This window comes from Bradyrhizobium vignae (assembly GCF_900324035.1).
Lineage (GTDB): Bacteria > Pseudomonadota > Alphaproteobacteria > Rhizobiales > Xanthobacteraceae > Bradyrhizobium > Bradyrhizobium vignae.
Genome location: NZ_LS398110.1, coordinates 3,625,079 through 3,644,716, shown reverse-complemented (window position 1 = coordinate 3,644,716; position 19,638 = coordinate 3,625,079). Strand labels below are relative to the sequence as shown.

The 19,638-nt window shown below is 65.0% G+C and carries 18 protein-coding genes and 1 pseudogene; 12 read left to right on the top strand and 7 right to left on the bottom strand.

The window, feature by feature from the left end; genetic code table 11:
* Positions 1-20 precede the first annotated feature (20 nt).
* Both plsY and BRAD3257_RS17735 read left to right on the top strand, forming a co-directional pair.
* The gene (gene plsY / locus BRAD3257_RS17740; protein ID WP_122402882.1) at positions 21-617 is read left to right on the top strand and encodes a glycerol-3-phosphate 1-O-acyltransferase PlsY; all 597 of its coding nucleotides are present in this window, start codon (positions 21-23) and stop codon (positions 615-617) included.
* A 151-nt stretch (positions 618-768) separates the two neighbouring features.
* Complete coding sequence (locus BRAD3257_RS17735) at positions 769-1,974, top strand: patatin-like phospholipase family protein (protein ID WP_122402881.1); 1,206 nt, start codon at positions 769-771, stop codon at positions 1,972-1,974.
* Between the two features lie 105 nt (positions 1,975-2,079).
* On the opposite strand, the gene BRAD3257_RS17730 is transcribed toward BRAD3257_RS17735, so the two are convergent.
* Positions 2,080-3,324, bottom strand: coding sequence for an amidase (locus BRAD3257_RS17730; RefSeq protein WP_122402880.1), 1,245 nt, complete (start codon positions 3,322-3,324; stop codon positions 2,080-2,082).
* Between the two features lie 91 nt (positions 3,325-3,415).
* Here BRAD3257_RS17730 and dprA point away from each other — a divergent pair.
* A pseudogene (gene dprA / locus BRAD3257_RS17725) lies at positions 3,416-4,327 on the top strand (DNA-processing protein DprA); the annotation flags it as partial.
* 96 nt (positions 4,328-4,423) lie between these two features.
* On the opposite strand, the gene BRAD3257_RS17720 reads toward dprA, so the two are convergent.
* Positions 4,424-4,870, bottom strand: coding sequence for a winged helix-turn-helix transcriptional regulator (locus BRAD3257_RS17720; RefSeq protein ID WP_122402879.1), 447 nt, complete (start codon positions 4,868-4,870; stop codon positions 4,424-4,426).
* Between the two features lie 83 nt (positions 4,871-4,953).
* Between BRAD3257_RS17720 and BRAD3257_RS17715 the strand changes: the two genes are divergently transcribed.
* Positions 4,954-5,562: an FMN-dependent NADH-azoreductase gene (locus BRAD3257_RS17715; protein WP_122402878.1), complete on the top strand. Its 609-nt coding sequence runs from the start codon at positions 4,954-4,956 to the stop codon at positions 5,560-5,562.
* A gap of 63 nt (positions 5,563-5,625) precedes the next feature.
* On the opposite strand, the gene BRAD3257_RS17710 is transcribed toward BRAD3257_RS17715, so the two are convergent.
* Together BRAD3257_RS17710 and BRAD3257_RS17705 are read right to left on the bottom strand one after the other, a co-directional pair.
* Positions 5,626-5,808 carry a hypothetical protein gene (locus tag BRAD3257_RS17710; protein ID WP_122402877.1) on the bottom strand — a complete coding sequence of 61 codons (183 nt, stop codon included), beginning with the start codon at positions 5,806-5,808 and terminating at the stop codon, positions 5,626-5,628.
* Between the two features lie 177 nt (positions 5,809-5,985).
* Positions 5,986-6,759, bottom strand: a complete 774-nt coding sequence (locus BRAD3257_RS17705; RefSeq protein ID WP_162500241.1) for an SDR family oxidoreductase — start codon at positions 6,757-6,759, stop codon at positions 5,986-5,988.
* 122 nt (positions 6,760-6,881) lie between these two features.
* On the opposite strand from BRAD3257_RS17705, the gene BRAD3257_RS17700 reads away from it, so the two are divergent.
* A complete protein-coding gene (locus BRAD3257_RS17700) occupies positions 6,882-7,352 on the top strand; it encodes a winged helix-turn-helix transcriptional regulator (RefSeq protein ID WP_122402875.1) in 471 nt (156 codons plus the stop codon).
* Positions 7,353-7,602: 250 nt separating this feature from the next.
* Here BRAD3257_RS17700 and BRAD3257_RS17695 read toward each other — a convergent pair whose 3' ends face one another.
* Complete coding sequence (locus BRAD3257_RS17695) at positions 7,603-7,842, bottom strand: hypothetical protein (RefSeq protein WP_122402874.1); 240 nt, start codon at positions 7,840-7,842, stop codon at positions 7,603-7,605.
* A gap of 227 nt (positions 7,843-8,069) precedes the next feature.
* Here BRAD3257_RS17695 and topA point away from each other — a divergent pair, with 227 nt between their 5' ends.
* Genes topA through BRAD3257_RS17675 form a run of 4 tightly spaced genes read left to right on the top strand, consistent with a single transcriptional unit; the run spans position 8,070 to position 14,407 of the window.
* The gene (gene topA / locus BRAD3257_RS17690; protein WP_122402873.1) at positions 8,070-10,832 is read left to right on the top strand and encodes a type I DNA topoisomerase; all 2,763 of its coding nucleotides are present in this window, start codon (positions 8,070-8,072) and stop codon (positions 10,830-10,832) included.
* Positions 10,833-10,839: 7 nt separating this feature from the next.
* Positions 10,840-13,188: a ribonuclease R gene (rnr, locus tag BRAD3257_RS17685; protein ID WP_122402872.1), complete on the top strand. Its 2,349-nt coding sequence runs from the start codon at positions 10,840-10,842 to the stop codon at positions 13,186-13,188.
* Positions 13,182-13,622 (top strand): DUF983 domain-containing protein, encoded by a 441-nt coding sequence (locus BRAD3257_RS17680; protein WP_122402871.1) that lies wholly within the window; start codon positions 13,182-13,184, stop codon positions 13,620-13,622. Before rnr ends, BRAD3257_RS17680 begins: the two co-directional genes overlap by 7 nt.
* A 32-nt stretch (positions 13,623-13,654) precedes the next feature.
* Entirely contained in the window at positions 13,655-14,407 is a 753-nt protein-coding gene (locus tag BRAD3257_RS17675; RefSeq protein WP_122402870.1) for an NUDIX hydrolase, read from the top strand.
* A gap of 35 nt (positions 14,408-14,442) precedes the next feature.
* Here the strand turns inward: BRAD3257_RS17675 and BRAD3257_RS17670 are convergent, their stop codons facing one another.
* Together BRAD3257_RS17670 and BRAD3257_RS17665 are read right to left on the bottom strand one after the other, a co-directional pair.
* Complete coding sequence (locus tag BRAD3257_RS17670) at positions 14,443-15,807, bottom strand: metallophosphoesterase family protein (protein ID WP_122402869.1); 1,365 nt, start codon at positions 15,805-15,807, stop codon at positions 14,443-14,445.
* A 67-nt stretch (positions 15,808-15,874) separates the two neighbouring features.
* On the bottom strand, positions 15,875-16,108 hold the full coding sequence (locus tag BRAD3257_RS17665) for a hypothetical protein (protein ID WP_244607980.1): 234 nt from the start codon (positions 16,106-16,108) through the stop codon (positions 15,875-15,877).
* A 282-nt stretch (positions 16,109-16,390) separates the two neighbouring features.
* On the opposite strand from BRAD3257_RS17665, the gene BRAD3257_RS17660 reads away from it, so the two are divergent.
* The 3 genes from BRAD3257_RS17660 to rpmG all read left to right on the top strand — a co-directional run bounded on the left by BRAD3257_RS17660 (position 16,391) and on the right by rpmG (position 19,546).
* The gene (locus BRAD3257_RS17660) at positions 16,391-17,728 is read left to right on the top strand and encodes an amidohydrolase (RefSeq protein ID WP_122402868.1); all 1,338 of its coding nucleotides are present in this window, start codon (positions 16,391-16,393) and stop codon (positions 17,726-17,728) included.
* A gap of 200 nt (positions 17,729-17,928) precedes the next feature.
* Entirely contained in the window at positions 17,929-19,254 is a 1,326-nt protein-coding gene (locus tag BRAD3257_RS17655) for an LLM class flavin-dependent oxidoreductase (RefSeq protein WP_122402867.1), read from the top strand.
* A 124-nt stretch (positions 19,255-19,378) separates the two neighbouring features.
* Entirely contained in the window at positions 19,379-19,546 is a 168-nt protein-coding gene (rpmG, locus tag BRAD3257_RS17650; protein ID WP_007603295.1) for a 50S ribosomal protein L33, read from the top strand.
* The last annotated feature ends 92 nt before the right edge of the window (positions 19,547-19,638 follow it).

Here is a 19,638-nt window from a genome sequence, read left to right as displayed (position 1 = left end):
TTCGACACGGAGATCCAGCCATGGCGCTTGAAGCATTTTTGCCGGTCGCCTTCGTCACCGGCTATCTCCTCGGCTCGATTCCATTCGGCCTGATTCTGACCAGGCTCGCCGGCACGCAGGATATTCGCTCGATCGGCTCCGGCAGCATCGGCGCGACCAATGTGCTGCGCACGGGACGCAAGAGCCTTGCCGCGGGCACCCTGCTGTTCGACGCGCTCAAGGGCACCGTGGCCGTGGTGATCTGTGGCTACATCGCCGGGCCAAATGCTGCGATGGTGGCCGGGCTCGGCGCGTTCCTCGGCCATCTCTTCCCGGTCTGGTTGAAATTCAGAGGGGGCAAGGGCGTGGCGGTCTATATCGGCATCCTGCTCGGCCTGTTCTGGCCCGGCGCCGTCGTGTTCTGCCTGCTCTGGCTGGCGACCGCCTTCACCACCCGCTACTCTTCACTCTCGGCGCTGGTGGCGGCGTTCATCACGCCGATGTTCCTGTGGTGGTTCGGTCACCTCGCATTGTCGGCACTGGCAGCAGTGCTGACGCTGCTCTTGTTCTACGCGCATCGCGAGAACATCAAGCGCTTGCAGGCCGGCAGGGAAAGCCGGATCGGCGAGAAGGCTTGAGGGCCGGAAAAAGTACGGATACCGCCGCACCCCTTCCGCACTATATGCCAAATTCTGTTCGCAACTTGGCTGCGACTCACGTCAGGCTGTAGCGAACGGGTTTCACGCCTGTCATCCTGACCCAGAAAAAGGCGTTACGCGGTTGCTCAGAATGAGCGAGAAGATTGTCGGCGTGCAGGATGGGGTTGGTTCGTCAGGTGTGACCGGCACCGCGGCAAGCCGGCTGCTTTCGGCGACCAACATCTGGTCCGATGCGCCGCCGCAAGCGGCTGCCGCTGTTTCACCGCCAACGCCGCAGCCTGAGCCCGTCGCGCGAGCCGCCGCTCCGCCCGATATCGTGGTCACCAAGGCTGTACCGGCCGCGCCTGCACAGGCGCGTTCAGACCAATGGCCGCCGCGAAAACTTTCGCTGGCGCTGCAGGGCGGCGGCACCTTTGCCGCCTTCACCTGGGGCGTGCTGGAGCGGCTGCTGGAAGAACCAGACATCGCGATCGACACCATCAGCGGCGCCAGCGCCGGCGCCATCAATGCACTGCTGCTCGCGTGCGGCTTGGCCGAAGGCGGCCGCGAAGGCGCGCGGTCGCGGCTGAACCGGTTCTGGGTCCGGCTGATGCACGAGGCCTCGTTCCGCTCGCTGATGCTGATCGGCGGCTTTTCCCCCGCGGGAAGCTCGGTCGCATTCGGCCCGACGCTGCGCTCCGGACAGTTCGATCCGTTCGACCTCGATCCGCTACGGCAGGCGCTGTCGCGCGACATCGATTTTGCCGCACTGCGCGACCCGAGGTGCCCAAGACTCATGATTGCGGCGACGCGGATCCGCGACGGCCAGCAGCAGATCTTCCGCAACGACGCCATCACCGCCGACGTCGCGCTGGCCTCGACCTGCCCGCCCCTGGTTCACTGCGCCATCGAGGTCGATGGCGAGGCTTATTGGGACGGCGGCTTCGGCGGCAACCCGCCGCTGCTGCGGCTGGCGCAGGAGACCACGACGTCCGATGTCCTGCTGGTGCAGGTCACGCCGACGCGCGACAGCTACGTGCCGATCACGCTTGCCGCAATCGACCGCCGGCTCGACCAGATCGCAGCCAACGCCGCGCTCAATGCCGAGATCGCAGCGATCGAATGGGCAAAGACCCATGCCGCGCCGTCGCTGCGGCTCTCCAGGATCGCGGCTGAAGATTCCGTCGACGGCCTGGCGCAGCGCTCTTCGACCGATCTCGGCCGCGGCTTCATTCGCCTCTTGCACCGGAGCGGCCGCGAGGCCGCCGAGCGCTGGCTCGGGCAAGGTACCGCTGGCAATGCAACATCACCTGCATCCGATCAGCGCATCGCTCCAGTGGAGCCCGCACTGGTCTAGAGTATGACCAAGTGTGAGACTGCCTGCGGTCTTGGTTCACCTCCGGGTGAGGGGCCGCAGCATTCAGTGAGACCATAACCCTCACCCGCCGCGACTCGTCCGGCGCTAGCCTGATTTCGCCAGCGCCTCCTCCAGGAACCAGGCCACCGCGAGTGCGAGCGGATCATTGCCGAAGCGCGCGATCACCTGCACGCCGATCGGCAGGCCCCCGGCCTTCAGCACCGGTACGTTGACGCAAGGATTGCCCATCAGCGTCCAGAGCCGGTTGTAGCGGGGGTCGCCGGTGCTGGCGAGCTCCTTGGCCGGCGCGGTGCCCGGCGCCGAATAGGTCAGGAGCACGTCGACGCCCTCGAACAATTCGCCGAGTTCGCGGCGGCCGCGACGGCTGATGCGGCGCGCCTCGTCATATTCCTTCGGCGTCAGCCCGACGGTCGCATCGAGACTGGCGCGCAGCATCGGCGCGATCTCGTCGTGACGCTCTGAAAACTCCCAGGCGAGTGCGCGATGCGCCTCAAAGTCCTGGATGATCGGGTGGATGCGCCAGGCCTCCTTGATGGCCTCGGGCAGATCGATGGTCTGCACGCTGGCACCGGCGCGCATCGCCGCCTTGATCGCAGCTTGCAGCCCCTCCTCGGCCGCCGCCTCGACGGCGCCCGCAAACTCCTGCCTGACCACGCCGATGCGCGGCGACTTCGCCGGAGTGATGCCCGAGAATTCGCGGCGCGCGGTCATCGCCAAGAGCCCGCGCGCAAGATCCTCTGCCCGGGCGCCGAACAGGCCGACCGTATCGAGCGCCCATGAATAGCACTTCACGCCGACCGTCGGCAGCATCCGGAACGACGGCTTGATCGCGGCCGTCCCGCAATAGGCGGCGGGCCGGATCACCGAGCCGCCGGTCTGGGTGCCCAGCGCCAGCGGGATCATGCCGGCGCCGACGGCCGCCGCCGAGCCCGAGGACGAGCCGCCTGGCGAATGAGCCAGATTGTGCGGATTGCGCGTCGGGGTCGGATCGCGCGAGGCGAACGCGGTCGTGGTGGTCTTGCCGATGATGGTGGCCCCTGCCCGCTTCAGCATCATCACGACAGGTGCGTCAGCGCGCGGCCGCCAGCCGCGATAGATCTCCGAGCCCATCTCGGTCGGCATATCAGCGGTGTCGATGATGTCCTTGATGCCGACCGCGATGCCGCGCAGCGGCCCGGTGCTTTGCGCGCTCGCCGACTTGTCATGACGGACGAAGGCCTGGACGTCCTTCTCCTTTGCCTCGATCGCGGCATGCGATTGCGCGATGGCGGCCTCGGGCGAAAGCTCCCCCGCTTCGATGCGGCGCTGGAGGTCGGCAAGTGAGATCATGGCAAAACCCTTCTTATTGCCACCGCTTTTAGCATCGCGACCAAGCCGCGCAAGCGCACGTCCCTGTTGCGCAACGCCCTCAGGTTGTTTCATGCTGTCCCTGCAAGGAGACACCGTGGACGCCATCAACAGAAGCGTGGAGCTGACCGAGGCTGAGCGGATCGATCGCCTGCGGCTGATCCGCTCCGACAACGTCGGGCCGCGCACCTTCCGCTCGCTGGTCGATCATTTCGGCAGCCCGCGCGCCGCTCTGGAGCGTTTGCCCGATCTGGCACGCCGTGGCGGTGCGCAGCGATCGGGGCGCATCTGCAGCGCGGACGACGCGAAGGCCGAGCTCGCCGCCAGCCGCAAATTCGGCATCGCCTGGCTTGCGCCCGGCGAGGACGGCTATCCGGCGCGGCTCGCAACACTCGATGATGCGCCGCCGCTGCTTGCCGTGCGCGGCGACACAAAAAGCTTGATGAGGCCGATGATCGCGATCGTCGGCTCGCGCAATGCGTCTGGTGCCGGCTTGAAATTCGCCGGCCAGCTCGCGCGTGCGCTCGGCGAAGCCGGCTTTGTCGTCATCTCGGGGCTGGCGCGCGGCGTCGACCAGGCTGCGCACCGAACCAGCATCGAGAGCGGTACGATCGCAGTGCTCGCCGGCGGCCATGACTGCATCTACCCGCCCGAGCACGGCGACCTGCTCGCCGCGATCCTGGATCACGCGGGCGCCGCGATCTCCGAAATGCCGCTCGGCCACGAGCCGCGCGCCCGCGACTTCCCCCGCCGTAACCGCCTGATCTCGGGCGCTTCGCTCGGCGTCGTCGTGGTGGAAGCGGCCCACCGCTCGGGCTCGCTGATCACCGCGCGCATGGCGGCCGAACAGGGCCGCGAGGTGTTCGCGGTGCCGGGCTCGCCGCTCGATCCGCGCGCCGCCGGCACCAACGACCTGATCAAGCAGGGCGCAACGCTCGTCACGGAAGCCGCCGACATCATCAATGCGGTGCAGCCGATCATGGAGGGCTCGTACCTTACCTCCCCTGGAGGGAGGGAAAAATCGACCTCGCAGCATGAGCAGAGCGCTTGAGCAGAGTGCTTACCCCCTTGATTCTCCGCTTCACCCGTCGTTGCGCTCGTCGAAGCGCGCTCGTGCTGCCGCGATCTGCTCCTGATGCGCGATCGCCCATTCTCCGAGCGCCTTCACCGGCTGCTGGAGGCCGTGGCCGAGATCGGTCAGCTCATAATCCACGCGCGGGGGTATGGTCGGGAAGATCGTGCGCGTGACGAGGCCGTCGCGCTCGAGGCCACGCAGCGTCAGGGTCAGCATGCGCTGCGAGATGCCGTTGATCATGCGCTTGAGCTCATTGAAGCGCTTTGGCCCGTCGCTCAGCATCATGATGACGAACACGCTCCATTTGTCGCCAACGCGGGACAGCACGGAAGCGACCCCGCGACAGTCTGCATGGTTGGGGTCTGGCCTTTGATCCGGCCTTTGATCCGGACCTGGAACCAGCCTCGGCGAGGCAGGCAAATCGGTGTTCTCAGGTTTCAATAATGTGCTCATGGCTCAAAAAAGTGCGTTCTTGCGGGGATTTCAACAGTCACTCATGTAGCGCTGGTTACAAACCTATACCAGGGTGACCCCAAATGAAACTGCTCCATATCGACTCCAGCGTACTCGGCCCCCACTCCGTCAGCCGGCAGGTTTCCGCCGCCATCGTCGACCGGTTCCGGCAGGCGACGCCCTCGCTTGACGTCGTCTATCGCGACCTGACCCAGACGCCGCTTGCCCATCTCTCCGGCTCGCATCTCGCGGCCGCGCAGGGCGCCCCGGCGCCGGCGGAACTCGGACCGGACCTTGCCGCAAGCGCGGCGGCGCTGGAAGAGTTCCTGGCCGCCGAAATCGTCGTCATCGGTGCGCCGATGTACAACTTCACGATTCCGAGCCAGCTCAAGGCCTGGATCGACCGCATTCTGGTTGCGGGGAAGACTTTTAAATACGGCGCGGCCGGGCCGGAGGGCCTTGCCGGTGGCAAGCGCGTGATCGTCGCGATCTCGCGCGGCGGCTATTATGGCGCGGGCTCGCCCGCTGCAGCCCTGGAGCACCTCGAAAGCTATCTGCGAGGCGTATTCGGCTTCATGGGCATCCACAATGCCGAGTTCATCATCGCCGACGGCATCCAGGTCGGACCGGATCATCGCGAGAAGGCGCTCGCCGGCGCGCTTCAGGCAGCCACCAGCCTGCACGCGGCCTGACGCCGTGCTGAAATCAGCCGCCGCCGGATTGCGCGGCGGCTGACGGCTGCACGATCTGAGACGCTAAAACCAGACGCCCTGCATGCCCAGGATCACGGCAAGGAGGGAAACGAGCAGGCCGATCCCGGAGAACAACGCGATGGCGACGAACTCGGCCGTGTCGGAACGCTTGGCCGGAATGGCGGATCTTTCGGTGAAAACGCGCGGTGATGAAATCGATGAAAAAATGCGGGCTGCCTTCGCCATAACCGACTCCCTTAAAAATGAGTCTTCTGCCCCCTTGCCCGTAAAAGTGTCTTCGCGGTCTGGATGAAGGTTCAACGCCTCACGCAAAGGTTCAGGAAATACGTCTTCCAAGATGCGGGAACCGGCCGGCGCAACCAACCTGGTCGTGCCGGCCGATTCAATTTGCACTCGACTTGTTCAGCCGCGGTAGATCGGCGCGCCGCTCGGGGACGCCACTGCGCCGCCGTCGACGAAGATTTCCTGCCCCTGCACGTGCGCGGAATCATCGGAGGCGAGGAACAGCACCGTCTTCGCAACATGGTCCGTTTCACCGATGCGGCCCAGCGGCGTCGATAGCGCAATCCGCGTCTCGAACGCTTTCTCGGCTTCGGGCGTCGCGGTCGCGGGCCCCCAGATCGGCGTGCGGATCGCGCCGGGCGCCACGACATTGACGCGGATGCCGCGCGGCGACAGCTCCGAGGCCATGATCCTCGCCATCGCCCGCACGCCCGCCTTCGCTGCGCCGTAAGCGGAGTAACCGGGAATGCCGAGCACGGAGATCACGGAGCCGTTGAGGATGATCGAGGCATTGTCGTTGATGTAAGGCAACGCGGACTGCACGGTGAAGAACACGCCGGTCAGATTGGTGCTGATCACCTTCTCGAAGACCTCGAGCGTGGCCGAACCGAGCGGCGTGCCGCCGGCGATGCCGGCATTGGCGAACACGATGTCGAACTTGCCGAACTTTTCCGCACCCTGCTTGATCGCGGCTTCCGTCGCCCCGATGTCCGTGGCGTCGGCCGGCAGCGCGAGCGCGTTCGGCCCGAGCTCCTTTGCGGCCGCCGCCAGCGTCTCCTTGTTGCGCCCGGTGATCACCACCTTGGCGCCCTCCGCCACGAACAGTTTTGCCGTCGCCAGCCCGATGCCGCTATTGCCGCCGGTGATCAGGGCCGTCTTGTCCTTCAGTCTCACGCTCGCCTCCAGTAGTTGCATGATGAAACTAAGTTGCCATCTAGGCCATTCGGTTCTATGATGCAACCACACAAGCGCGTGATCGGCGCTGGCGCCGTGCGAACGCGACAGGACAGAGGACGATGGTGAAACGAACGAGCTTCGAGAGCGATGCCTGCCCGATCGCGCGCTCGCTGGACGCGCTCGGCGACTGGTGGTCGCTCTTGATCATCCGCGAAGCGCTGTTCGGCCTGCGCCGCTTCGGCGAATTCCAGAGCAAGCTCGGCATGGCCAAGAACATTTTGTCGGCCCGGCTGCGCGCGCTGGTCGATCACGGCATCCTGGCAACCGCCCCCGCCTCCGACGGCAGCGCATATCAAGAGTATGTGCTGACGCCGAAGGGACGCGGCACCTTCCCGATCCTGGTCGCGCTCCGGCAATGGAGCGAGGAGTTCGACGACCACCCCGAAGAGATCGCGACGATCCTGGTCGATCGCGAGAAGGGCCGCCCGGTGAAGAAGCTCGAAATGCGCGCCGAGGACGGCCGCCTGCTCAGCCCGGCGGACACGATGGTGAAACCGCGGCCGGCACTGCGCCGGCGGTCAGTGGGATGACGGTGCGCTGCCACGACACCGTCATTGCGAGCGCAGCGAAGCAATCCAGTCTTTCCGCCGAGACCGTCTGGATTGCTTCAGCGTACTCTTATCGGTCACCGTCACACTGAGGCGCTCGCCCCTTCGGCGAGCCTCGAAGGGTGACGGCCCGGCTGGCACCTCGGCCGTTCATTCTTCGAGGCTTCCGGCGCGATGCCTGGCATCGCGCCACTCGCGCACAAGGATGACAGGGCGATATTGGCCGGACTGCTCACGACAGCTTGCGCTTGGTCCGCAGCCGCAGATGCTCATCGGCCTCGAGTTGCGTCATCCCCAGGAGATGATGCAGCACATCGAGCTTGTGGCGCTCGGCGAGCTTGCGCAAGACAGCCACCTGCTCGGCGATGAAGGCGACCGCCTCATCTGCCCCGCCCTCTCCCGGTTCCTCGTGACGCGAGCCCACCCGCGCGCCTGATCCGGTGCGCGCCCGTTTCTTTCCTGGCCTAGTCACCAGACCCCACCCGAATCCATGCCCCGCGGAAACATTACGTCGACATGCACCGCAACTCCAAGGTGGTATTTTGCAACTTTCTCGATATGAAATTTTGCCCACTCCAGCGGGTTTCAACAGCCCCCGATTTGACAGGGGCCGGCTCACCACCCATGTTCGGGTCGAAACGGCCGACCCGAGTCCTTTCGTTTTCGGCCCCAGATTTTCCCGTAAGACACTGGAACTAAATGAATATCGTCATTGTGGAGTCGCCGGCGAAAGCCAAGACGATCAACAAATATTTGGGCTCGTCCTATGAGGTTCTGGCCTCGTTCGGCCATGTCCGCGATCTCCCGGCGAAGAACGGTTCCGTCGACCCCGACGCCAATTTCAAGATGATCTGGGAGGTCGACCCCAAGGCGGCCGGCCGGCTCAACGAGATCGCCAAGTCGCTGAAGGGTGCTGACCGCCTGATTCTCGCCACCGACCCTGATCGCGAGGGCGAGGCCATCTCCTGGCACGTGCTGGAGGTGATGAAGGAAAAGCGCGCGCTGAAGGATCAGAAGATCGAGCGGGTGGTGTTCAACGCCATCACCAAGCAGGCGGTCTCGGACGCGATGAAGCATCCGCGCCAGATCGACGGCGCGCTGGTCGACGCCTATATGGCGCGCCGCGCCCTCGACTATCTGGTCGGCTTCACCCTCTCCCCGGTGCTGTGGCGCAAGCTGCCCGGCGCCCGCTCGGCCGGGCGCGTGCAGTCGGTGGCGCTACGCCTCGTCTGCGACCGCGAGCTCGAGATCGAGAAGTTCGTGCCGCGGGAATATTGGTCGCTGATCGCGACCCTGCTCACGCCGCGCGGCGAAGCCTTCGAGGCCCGCCTCGTCGGCGCCGACGGCAAGAAGATCCAGCGCCTCGACATCGGCACCGGCGCGGAAGCCGAGGATTTCAAGAAGGCGCTTGAGCTGGCGACCTACGCCGTCACGGCGGTCGATGCAAAACCCGCCCGGCGCAATCCGCAGGCGCCCTTCACCACCTCGACGCTGCAGCAGGAGGCCAGCCGCAAATACGGTTTTGCGCCGGCGCACACCATGCGCATCGCCCAGCGCCTCTATGAGGGCATCGACATCGGCGGCGAGACCACCGGACTCATTACTTATATGCGTACCGACGGCGTGCAGATCGCGCCCGAGGCGATCACCCAGGCCCGCAAGGTGATCGGCGAGGATTACGGCAACGCCTATGTGCCGGATGCGCCGCGCCAGTACCAGGCCAAGGCCAAGAACGCCCAGGAAGCGCACGAGGCGATCCGCCCGACCGATCTCTCGCGCCGCCCCGACAGCATGAGCCGCAAGCTCGATGCCGATCAGGCGAAGCTTTATGAGCTGATCTGGAAGCGCACCATCGCGAGCCAGATGGAATCGGCCGAGCTCGAGCGCACCACGGTGGACATCACGGCGAAGGCCGGCGGCCGGACGCTGGAGCTGCGCGCCACCGGCCAGGTCGTGAAGTTCGACGGCTTCCTCGCGCTCTACCAGGAAGGCCGCGACGACGAGGAGGACGAGGATGCACGCCGCCTGCCCGCGATGAGCCAGGGCGAGGCCGTGAAACGGCAGAGCCTCTCCGTCACCCAGCACTTCACCGAGCCGCCGCCGCGCTTCTCCGAGGCTTCCCTGGTCAAGCGCATGGAAGAGCTCGGCATCGGCCGGCCCTCGACCTATGCCTCGATCCTCCAGGTCCTGAAGGACCGCGGCTACGTGAAGCTGGAGAAGAAGCGCCTGCATGGCGAGGACAAGGGCCGCGTCGTGATCGCGTTCCTGGAGAGCTTCTTCAGCCGCTACGTCGAATACGACTTCACCGCCGCGCTCGAAGAACAGCTCGACCGTATCTCCAACAACGAGATCTCCTGGCAGCAGGTGCTGAAGGATTTCTGGCGCGACTTCATCGGCGCCGTCGACGACATCAAGGATCTGCGCGTCGCGCAGGTGCTCGACGTTCTCGACGAGATGCTGGGGCCGCACATCTATCCGCCCCGCGCCGATGGCGGCGATGTCAGGCAGTGCCCGAACTGCGGCACCGGCCGGCTGAACCTCAAGGCCGGCAAGTTCGGTGCCTTCGTCGGCTGCTCGAACTATCCGGAATGCCGCTACACCCGCCAGCTCGCCGCCGATGGCGAGGCTGCCGCCGACCGCTCGCTGGGCCAGGACCCCGACACCGGTCGGGATGTCTGGCTCAAGGCGGGCCGGTTCGGCCCCTACATCCAGCTCGGCGAGCAGAAGGATTACGAGGAAGGCGAAAAGCCGAAGCGCGCAGGCATTCCGAAGGGCACCTCGCCCAGCGATGTCGACCTCGAGCTCGCGCTGAAGCTGTTGTCGCTGCCGCGCGAGATCGGCAAGCATCCGGAGACGGGTCTGCCGATCACCGCCGGGCTCGGCCGCTTCGGGCCGTTCGTGAAGCACGACAAGACCTATGCGAGTCTCGAAGCCGGCGACGAGGTCTTCGACATCGGCCTCAACCGCGCGGTGACGCTGATCGCGGAAAAAGCCGCCAAGGGCCCGAGCCGCCGCTTCGGCGCCGATCCCGGCAAGGCGCTCGGTGATCATCCCTCGCTCGGCACCATAACCGTGAAGAGCGGGCGCTATGGACCCTACGTCACCGCCGGTGGCGTCAACGCGACGATCCCGAGCGAGATCGAGAAGGACGCGATCACGCTGCCGCAGGCGATCGCGCTGATCGACGAGCGCGCGGCCAAGGGCGGCGGCAAGACCAAGGCAACGAAGGCAGCCAAGCCTGCCAAGGCCAAGAAAGCTGCGGAGAAAGCTGCGGAGAAGGCTGCGAACAGCGAGGACGCCGCGCCAAAGCCGAAGAAACCGGCCGCGAAGAAAGCCGCGGCCAAATCGAAAACCGAATCCACCAGCAAGGCGCGCGCCGCCGTGTCGTCGACGGCAAAGACGTCGCCGACCAAGGCAACCGCCAGCAAGGCTCCGGCCAAGAAGAGTGCCGGCAAGAATTAGAGGTTAAGTGAAACGCAAGAATGACCATGGCTTTCCCGATCGGAACGCCATCGTCGCCTTCATCAAGGCAAATCCAGGAAAGGTCGGCACTCGCGAAATTGCGCGCGAGTTCGGCCTGAAGAACGCCGATCGCGCCGAGCTCAGGCGCATGCTGCGCGAGCTCGCCGACGACGGCATCATCAAGAAGAAGCGCCACAAGGTCTCGGAGCCGGACGCGCTGCCGCCCATCCTGCTCGCCGACATCACCGGCCGTGACAGCGACGGCGAGCTGATCGCCTCCCCCGCCGAATGGGACGAGGTCGAGAGCGGCGAGCCGCCAAAGATCCTCATCGAAATGCCGCGCCGGCCCAAGCCAGGCACCGCCGCCGGCGTCGGCGACCGCGCACTGCTACGCGTCGAGCGCACCGACGAGACAGAAGGCCCCGCCTATCGCGGCCGCATCATCAAGGTCATCGACAAGGCCAAGAGCCGCATCCTCGGCGTGTTCCGCAGCCTTCCCGAAGGCGGCGGGCGGCTCGTCCCCGTCGACAAAAAGTTCGCCGACCGCGAGCTGAACATCGCGAAGACCGACACCCAGGGCGCGCAGGACGGCGACCTCGTCAGCGTCGACATCGTCCGCTCGCGCGGCTTTGGCCTCGCCTCAGGTCGCGTGAAAGAGAAGCTCGGCTCGGTCAAATCCGAGAAGGCGATCAGCCTGATCGCGATCTACGCCCACGACATCCCGCTGCAATTCTCCTCCGCCGCGATGCGCGATGCGGAAGCCGCGGAGCCCGCCAATCTGAAGGGACGCGAGGACTGGCGAGACGTCCCGCTCGTGACCATCGATCCGCCGGATGCGAAGGATCACGACGACGCGGTGCATGCGCAGGCCGATGACGATCCCAACAACAAGGGCGGCTTCATCGTCAACGTCGCCATTGCCGATGTCAGCTTCTACGTCCGCCCGGGCACCGCGCTCGACCGGGACGCGCTCGACCGCGGCAACTCGGTCTACTTTCCCGACCGCGTCGTGCCGATGTTGCCCGAGCGCATCTCCAACAATCTCTGCTCGCTGGTGCCGGGCGAGCCGCGCGGCGCGCTCGCGGTGCGGATGGTGATCGGCCCGGACGGGCGGAAACGCTCGCACAGCTTCCACCGCATCCTGATGCGTTCGGCGGCGAAGCTGCACTACGCGCAGGCGCAGGCTGCGATCGAGGGTCGGCCCGATGACACCACCGGCCCGCTGCTCGATCCGATCCTGAAGCCGCTCTACGCCGCCTATGCTTGCGTCAAGCGCGCCCGCGACGAGCGCGATCCGCTCAATCTCGACCTGCCCGAGCGCAAGATTCTCCTGAAGAGCGACGGCACGGTCGACCGCGTCGTCATCCCCGAAAGGCTCGATGCGCACAAGCTGATCGAGGAGTTCATGATCCTCGCCAATGTCGCCGCGGCCGAGATGCTGGAGAAGAAATCGCTGCCGCTGATCTACCGCGTGCATGACGAGCCGACCTTGGAGAAGGTCCACGCGCTCGCGGAGTTCCTGGATACGCTGGACGTCCCCTTCGCCAAATCGGGCGCGCTGCGTCCGACGATGTTCAACCGCGTGCTGGCCCAGCTCGAAGGCCACGACTATTACCCGCTGGTCAGCGAGGTGGTGCTGCGGGCCCAGGCGCAGGCGGAATATTCCGCGGAGAACTACGGTCATTTCGGCCTGAACCTGCGCCGCTATGCGCATTTCACCTCGCCGATCCGCCGCTATGCCGATCTCGTCGTGCACCGCGCCCTGGTCCGCGCGCTCGGCCTCGGCGAAGGCGCCCTGCCCGACAGCGAGACGCCGGAAAGTCTCGGCGAAGTCGCCGCGCATATTTCGCTGACCGAGCGGCGGGCGATGAAGGCGGAGCGCGAGACCGTGGATCGCCTGATCGCCCATCACCTCGCCGACCGCATCGGCGCCAGTTTCCAGGGCCGCGTCTCCGGCGTCACCCGCGCCGGCCTGTTCGTGAAGCTCAGCGAGACCGGCGCCGACGGATTGATCCCGATCCGATCCCTCGGCACGGAATATTTCAACTATGACGAGAGCCGTCACGCGCTGGTCGGCACGCGCAGCGGCACCATGTACCAGCTCGGTGATGTAGTCGACGTCCGCTTGGTCGAAGCAGCCCCAATCGCCGGCGCGTTGCGCTTCGAGCTGCTGTCGTCACAGAGCGAGGGCGGCCCACGCGAGCGCCGGCCGTTCCGTCCGCAGCGCAAATCATCAAAGGCTCGTCCCGGACGCAGCCCAGAGCAAAAACGCAAGCCGGAGAAGCAGAAGTCCGGCAAGGAGAGGAACGCCAAAGGAAAGAACAAGGGAAGAGGCAAGAAGGGCAAGGCATGGTGACCACGAGCACGGCCCCAAAAATCTGGACGCGCGAGAGCGGTCTCGTCGAGAAGCGCGACGTGTGGGCGGCCATGAAGCGCGGCTTTCGCGGCCGCTGTCCGCGCTGCGGCGAGGGCAAGTTGTTCCGCGCCTTCCTGAAGACTGCCGACGATTGCGCCAAATGCGGTCTCGATTTCACGCCGCATCGCGCCGACGATCTGCCCGCCTATCTCGTCATCGTCATCGTCGGTCACATCGTGGTGCCGGCCATCCTCTGGATCGAGACCAATTATTCGACGCCGGTCTGGCTCAGCTTCGCTGCCTATCTACCCTTCACCTTCGTCGCCTCGCTCGCGCTGTTGCAGCCCGTCAAGGGAGCTGTGGTCGGCTTGCAATGGGCTCTGCGCATGCACGGGTTTGACGAGAACCCTCCGGATGGTATTCCGCCAGTGTAAGCAAAATAAGCAAGAACAGTTCGGGTGAGGACATGACGGATATTGCGCAAATTGCGGAGAAGGCCAGGGTTCACGAGGAGAAGGAAGCCGACCACCATCCCTATTTCCGCCCGAGGGATGCGGCGACGCTGATCCTGGTCGATCGCAGCGGCGCCGTGCCGAAAGTGCTGGTCGGCAAGCGCCATGACAAGGTGGTGTTCATGCCGGGAAAATTCGTCTTTCCCGGCGGCCGAGTCGACAAGGCCGATCATCGCGTGCCGTGTGCGGCGCCCATCACCGCGGAGTTGGAGGCCAATCTCGCCAAGGGCAGCCCGAAGACACCGGCCTCGCGCGCGAAGTCGCTGGCGATTGCCGCGATCCGCGAAGCTTGCGAGGAGACCGGTCTTTGCCTCGGCCGCAAGGCGGAAGGAAAGTTGGCAAAGCTCGAGGGTCCCTGGAAGCCGTTCGCGGATGCGGGCCTGTTGCCTGATCCCTCCGGCCTGTTCCTGATCGCGCGCGCGATCACTCCGCCCGGCCGCGTCAAGCGCTTCGACACGCGCTTCTTCACCGCCGATGCTTCCGCGATCACCCATCGCGTCGAAGGCGTGATCCATGCCGATGCCGAGCTGGTCGAATTGGTCTGGGTCGAGCTCGGCTCGAAGCCGCTCGCCGATCTGCACCCGATGACGCGCAACGTGCTCAACGAGCTCCACACCCGCCTTGCCACCGGTCCGCTCCGCCACGACGCACCGGTGCCGTTCTTCCATTTCTACGGCGGCAAGATGCAGAAGGATATTTTGAGCTGACATGACGGATGTCGCCGCACTTCGGCGCGCCGTCATCAGCACCCCTCTGGCGTGATGAGCACACTCAACGCCGCACCTCTGAAGGGACGGTCTTCGCGGCCGCCCTGTCCGTGGCCGATTGCCCAATGCCGGGGCCACGACAGCTGTTCCAGCCCCCGCGCCGTCGCGGAGGTGAAGGACGACCAGCGCGTGCAGTCGTGCCGGCGGTACAAGAGACCGCCGGGGCCCATATCAGGGTAGATCGTGGCGTAGATATCGAAACCCTCGCCCGGCGGAAGATCAGGTCCGAACCAATAGGTCGGGCTTCGCCCTGGCTGACCACCCACGATGGCCGTCAGGGTTTGCCGCGGTCCCCGAAGCCCCAGCCAGAACGGGGCGATCGAACCAGGTTCGAAAGCCGTGAAAATCGTCTGAGCCGTTGCGACGTCGGCTGCAGCGCTTTGCCCCGCAAGCCTCAGCTCGATCCGGCGTCCGCTCTTCACTTGTCCTTTGAACGGTGCTTCGACATCTCCGAGCCGCAACTCTCTCCACCCGGCGGGATCGGGCAGCGGCCATTGCAGCCTCTCCCTGACGACGCCATCGATATCGAGCACCTGATAGCGCAGGCCTTCCTCGTCGAGCGCGGCCTGAACGCAATGCAGATACTCGACGCCCTCGGGCATCCTGTGCGCCGTCCCTGCGCCCGCCGTGCAAATCTGCAGGACACCACGATGCGCCTGGACATCGAACGCCAGGATGTGGCTGCACAGATAAGCCAGCACATTCTCCTTCACTAGAATGTCCCAAAACGGGCGGCCGTATTCGTGGCCGATCTCGCGCTGATACGTCCCGGTAAAGCCGTTGATGGAAAACACCGGATGATGGCCCAGGACGAGCTTATGTCGGGCATCACCGTGGTCTCTGAGCGTCGCTTCCAGCCAGGCCAGCTCGACATGGCCCTCACCTCCAAGGCCGCTCCAGAGCGTGTTGACGAACACCATCAGAAGGTCGCCGCGCCGTACGTAGTAAGAGAGTCCGGCTTGGTCGGGCGGCCCATTGTCCGGCAGGTCCAGCACTGCGCGAAACACCGCCTCGCTCATCGCGTCGTAGGTCGTGTGGTTGCCGGTGGTGTGCCAGATCGGAATAGCCGCACGGTCGAGCCACGCCATTTCCGTGTCCAGCCAGTAACGCCACTGCGCACGCAGAGCGTCCGGGTCCGGCGTGAGTCCGATGATCTCATCGCCCGGAAAGAGAATGAAATCAGGCTGCGGCTTCAGGCGCTGCACGACTGCATTGACCGAAGCGAAGGTCCTTTCGTGCAAGGCACCGGGCACGCCCGAACAGGAGTCGCCGTACAAGAGAAACTGGTGGCCCTTGCCGCGCGGCAGAAGCGCGGGAATGGGATTATTCACAGAGGTCATGGCCTTCCATCGCGCTGTTCGGCCACGAGGATGACAATTTCCGGAGCGGGTCGCAACCAGGCCTTGATCAGCTCTCATCCGGCTCGGAGCCGACATAGTCGCGCGCCGGCAGCTTAAGGATGCGGCCGAGCTCGTTTGCGAGCTTGTCCGCCTCCTCGCTGGTGAAGGTCTGAAGCGTGATCGGCTCGGTGCCCTTGTTGCCGCAGAGATTGACGTCGTCGGTGGTCAGATCCGTATCATAGTCGTCGGTGATGCTGATGAAGTGATAGTCGGCGAGATCGCGCGATGAGCGGATATTCAACAGGCCGAATTGTCTGGTGATTACGATCTGGCGACCCAGGGCATGGGCCGGTCGATGCGAATCATGCCGCCATCCACTGTCATTGTGCCTGCAATGTCGGGGCTCCTCACAGGTTTTGGCTTGGTTGGGGCGAAGGGCGGATTGGTGCGATGAGGCGCGTCCGACGCCTTGCGACCGGCCCCGCTCCGCCGCGATGCGCCGGTACCGTTCTTCCATTTTCCATTGCGGCAAGATACGACGAGATGTGCTAGGTGAAGGGCGCTTGAACGACTGGAGGATCGGATGACGCGGTTCGTAAGGCCTCTGCTCGCTTCCGTGGCGTTGTGCGGCCTGCTCTCGCCGCCTGCCCATGCGGAGCTCGACGTCGCCAAATTGAAGCAAACCATCGAGACTTCCTTCGAGAGCCAGTATCCGAAGCTCGACGCGCTCTACAAGGACATCCACGCCCATCCCGAGATTGCTTTCCAGGAGGAGAAGACCGCGGCGAAACTGGCCGCCGAGATGCGTGCGATTGGTTTTGAGGTCACCGAGCACGTCGGCAAGACCGGCCTTGTTGCCCTCTACAGGAACGGCGACGGTCCCACCATCATGGTTCGTACCGAGCTCGATGCGCTGCCGATGGAGGAGAAGACCGGCCTGCCCTATGCCAGCCGTGACAAGCAGATCTGGCAGGGCCGCGAGACGTTCGTCGCCCATAGCTGCGGCCATGACATCCACATGGCGAGCTGGGTCGGCACGGCGAAAACCCTGGTCGGCATCAAGGACCAGTGGCACGGTACGCTGATGTTCATTGCGCAGCCCGCCGAGGAAGAGGTCGCGGGCGCAAGAGCGATGATCGCCGATGGCCTGTTCACCCGCTTTCCGAAGCCCGATGCGGGATTTGCCCTGCACGACGGCAGTGGAGCCTACGGCTCCGTGACCTACAGGGTCGGGGTCGGATCGTCGAATGTCGACGGGCTCTTTATCAAATTTGTCGGCCGCGGTGGCCATGGCGCGATACCGCAGGCGACCATCGATCCCGTGATGATGGCATCCCGCTTCGTCGTCGACGTGCAGAGCGTGATCAGCCGCGAGAAGGACCCGACCGAATTCGGCCTTGTTACCATCGGCGCGATCCATGCCGGCACCGCCGGCAACATCATTCCCGACGAGGCCAGGGTGATCGGCACGATCCGCAGCTTCAAGCCGCAGGTGCGCGCGAGGATGCTAGCCGGGATCGAGCGGACGGCGAAGGCGGTGGCGGCGATGGCGGATGCGCCGGCGCCCGAAATCCATCTCGACGAGGGTACCAAGGCGGTGGTGAACGATGCTGCTGTCGTCGGCCAGGCCGAGCGGGTGCTGAAAGCGGCCTTCGGCGACAAGTTCAACGTCAGCCCTGCGAACACGACCAGCGAAGACTATTCGGAATATGTCAACGCCGGCGTGCCTTCGATGTTCTTCAACATCGGCGTTTATGAGCCCGACCGCGTCGCCGCCGCGCGTAACGGCAGCGCTCCGCCACTTCCCGGCAACCACTCGCCGCAATTTGCCCCGGTGCCGAAACCGACCATCCAGACCGGTGTCACCGCGATGACGCTCGCCGTGCTGAGCGCCTTCGATCAAAGGGCCCAGGGGCAGTAGTTTCTCTCAGGGTCTACGGCTTGATGGATTCTCAGATGCGCAATTGCGCGTCGTAGCTCGCCGCGACGCGGCGCCCCGGAATGACGCGAACGTGCTGAGAGTTGATCGAAAAACAAAAAATTCTTCCCGCCTCCCCCAATGGCGCAGTTCCCAGGCGTGCCTATGTCTTTGCGAACGACACCCAGAACGGATACGGGGCGATGGCACAACGGCAACTCAAGCTTGGCGCGTTCATGCGCCCGATCTCTATCCACACCGGCGCCTGGCGCTATCCCGGGGCCTGGCCCGACGCCAATTTCAACTTCGGCCACATCAAGCAGCTGATCCAAAAGCTCGAGGCCGGCAAGTTCGACGCCTTCTTCATGGCCGATCACCTCGCCGTGCTGAACATGCCGATCAACGCGCTCAAGCGCAGCCACACCGTGACCTCGTTCGAGCCGTTCACGCTGCTGTCGGCGCTCTCGGCGGTCACCGACCGCATCGGCCTGATCGCGACGGGCTCGACCACCTTCGACGAGCCTTATCACGTCGCGCGCCGCTTCGCCTCGCTCGACCATCTCAGCGGCGGCCGCGCAGGCTGGAACATCGTCACCACCTCGAACCCGGACGCGGCGCTGAATTTCGGCCTCGACGACCACATGGAGCACGCCGAGCGCTACAAGCGCGCCCGCGAGTTCTACGACGTCGTCACTGGCCTCTGGGATTCCTTCGCCGACGATGCCTTCGTGCGCGACGTCGAGAGCGGCCTGTTCTTCGATCCCGCGAAGATGCACGTGCTCGATCACAAGGGCAGATACTTCAAAGTGCGCGGTCCCCTCAACATCGCCCGCCCCGTGCAGGGCTGGCCGGTGATCGTGCAGGCTGGTGCCTCCGAAGACGGCAAGCAGCTCGCCGCCGAAACGGCTGAAGCCGTGTTCACCGGCGGCGGCAGCCTCGCCGACGGACAGAAGCTGTATGCCGACATCAAGGGCCGTATGGAAAAGGTCGGCCGCGATCCGGAGCACCTCAAGATCCTGCCCGGAGCCTTCGTCGTGGTCGGCGACAGCGTCGATGAAGCCAAGGAAAAGCGCGCGCTCCTCGACAGCCGCGTGCATTACGACAGCGCCATCGCCTCGCTCTCCGTCATCCTCGGCACCGATGCCTCCGGCTTCGATCCTGACGGCCCCCTCCCCGAGATCCCCGAGACCAATGCCAGCAAGAGCGGCCGCCAACGCATGATCGATCTCGCCGCCCGTGAGAAGCTCACCGTGCGTCAGCTCGCCCAGCGCGTCGGCGGCTATGGCGGGCTGTCCTTCGTCGGCACCGCCAAAACGATCGCCGACCAGATGGAGGAATGGCTGGTCGGGCGCGGTTCCGACGGCTTCAACATCATGTTCCCGTTCCTCCCCGCCGGCCTCGACGATTTCGTCGACAAGGTCGTCCCGGAGCTGCAGCGGCGCGGGATTTTCCGCAAAGAGTATGAAGGGGCCACTTTGAGGGAGAATCTGGGCCTGCCGCGGCCGAAAAACCGCTTCTTCGAGGCCTGATCGGGCCGATTTGAGCGGTTTTCCGGGCGTAAAACCTTGACATCAGGCGGTTTCTGGCTAGGTTGCCGGCCAACGCGGGCCGATTGGCCGGCTCGAGATTCCCCAATTCTCTGAGGTTCAGAACATGGCCAAAGCGGTCACCATCAAGGTCAAGCTCGTGTCCTCGGCCGACACCGGCTTCTATTACGTCGCCAAGAAGAATTCGCGCACCATGACCGACAAGCTGGTCAAGAAGAAGTACGATCCGGTCGCGCGCAAGCACGTCGAATTCCGCGAAGCCAAGATCAAGTAAGATCGGCGAAGCGTTGAAGTTTTGCGGGGCCCTTGCGGGCCCCGTTTTCTTTTGGCGGCCCCTGAGGTTTCAGCGGCCCTCGAAGGGCGGCG

Bases quoted from the DNA above. Each gene is read 5' to 3' on its own strand.
- plsY (WP_122402882.1), top strand. From the start codon at position 21: ATGGCGCTTGAAGCATTTTTGCCGGTCGCCTTCGTCACCGGCTATCTC.
- BRAD3257_RS17735 (WP_122402881.1), top strand. From the start codon at position 769: ATGAGCGAGAAGATTGTCGGCGTGCAGGATGGGGTTGGTTCGTCAGGT.
- BRAD3257_RS17730 (WP_122402880.1), bottom strand. From the start codon at position 3,324: ATGATCTCACTTGCCGACCTCCAGCGCCGCATCGAAGCGGGGGAGCTT.
- BRAD3257_RS17720 (WP_122402879.1), bottom strand. From the start codon at position 4,870: ATGAGCACATTATTGAAACCTGAGAACACCGATTTGCCTGCCTCGCCG.
- BRAD3257_RS17715 (WP_122402878.1), top strand. From the start codon at position 4,954: ATGAAACTGCTCCATATCGACTCCAGCGTACTCGGCCCCCACTCCGTC.
- BRAD3257_RS17710 (WP_122402877.1), bottom strand. From the start codon at position 5,808: ATGGCGAAGGCAGCCCGCATTTTTTCATCGATTTCATCACCGCGCGTT.
- BRAD3257_RS17700 (WP_122402875.1), top strand. From the start codon at position 6,882: ATGGTGAAACGAACGAGCTTCGAGAGCGATGCCTGCCCGATCGCGCGC.
- topA (WP_122402873.1), top strand. From the start codon at position 8,070: ATGAATATCGTCATTGTGGAGTCGCCGGCGAAAGCCAAGACGATCAAC.
- BRAD3257_RS17680 (WP_122402871.1), top strand. From the start codon at position 13,182: ATGGTGACCACGAGCACGGCCCCAAAAATCTGGACGCGCGAGAGCGGT.
- BRAD3257_RS17675 (WP_122402870.1), top strand. From the start codon at position 13,655: ATGACGGATATTGCGCAAATTGCGGAGAAGGCCAGGGTTCACGAGGAG.
- BRAD3257_RS17670 (WP_122402869.1), bottom strand. From the start codon at position 15,807: ATGACCTCTGTGAATAATCCCATTCCCGCGCTTCTGCCGCGCGGCAAG.
- BRAD3257_RS17660 (WP_122402868.1), top strand. From the start codon at position 16,391: ATGACGCGGTTCGTAAGGCCTCTGCTCGCTTCCGTGGCGTTGTGCGGC.
- BRAD3257_RS17655 (WP_122402867.1), top strand. From the start codon at position 17,929: ATGGCACAACGGCAACTCAAGCTTGGCGCGTTCATGCGCCCGATCTCT.
- rpmG (WP_007603295.1), top strand. From the start codon at position 19,379: ATGGCCAAAGCGGTCACCATCAAGGTCAAGCTCGTGTCCTCGGCCGAC.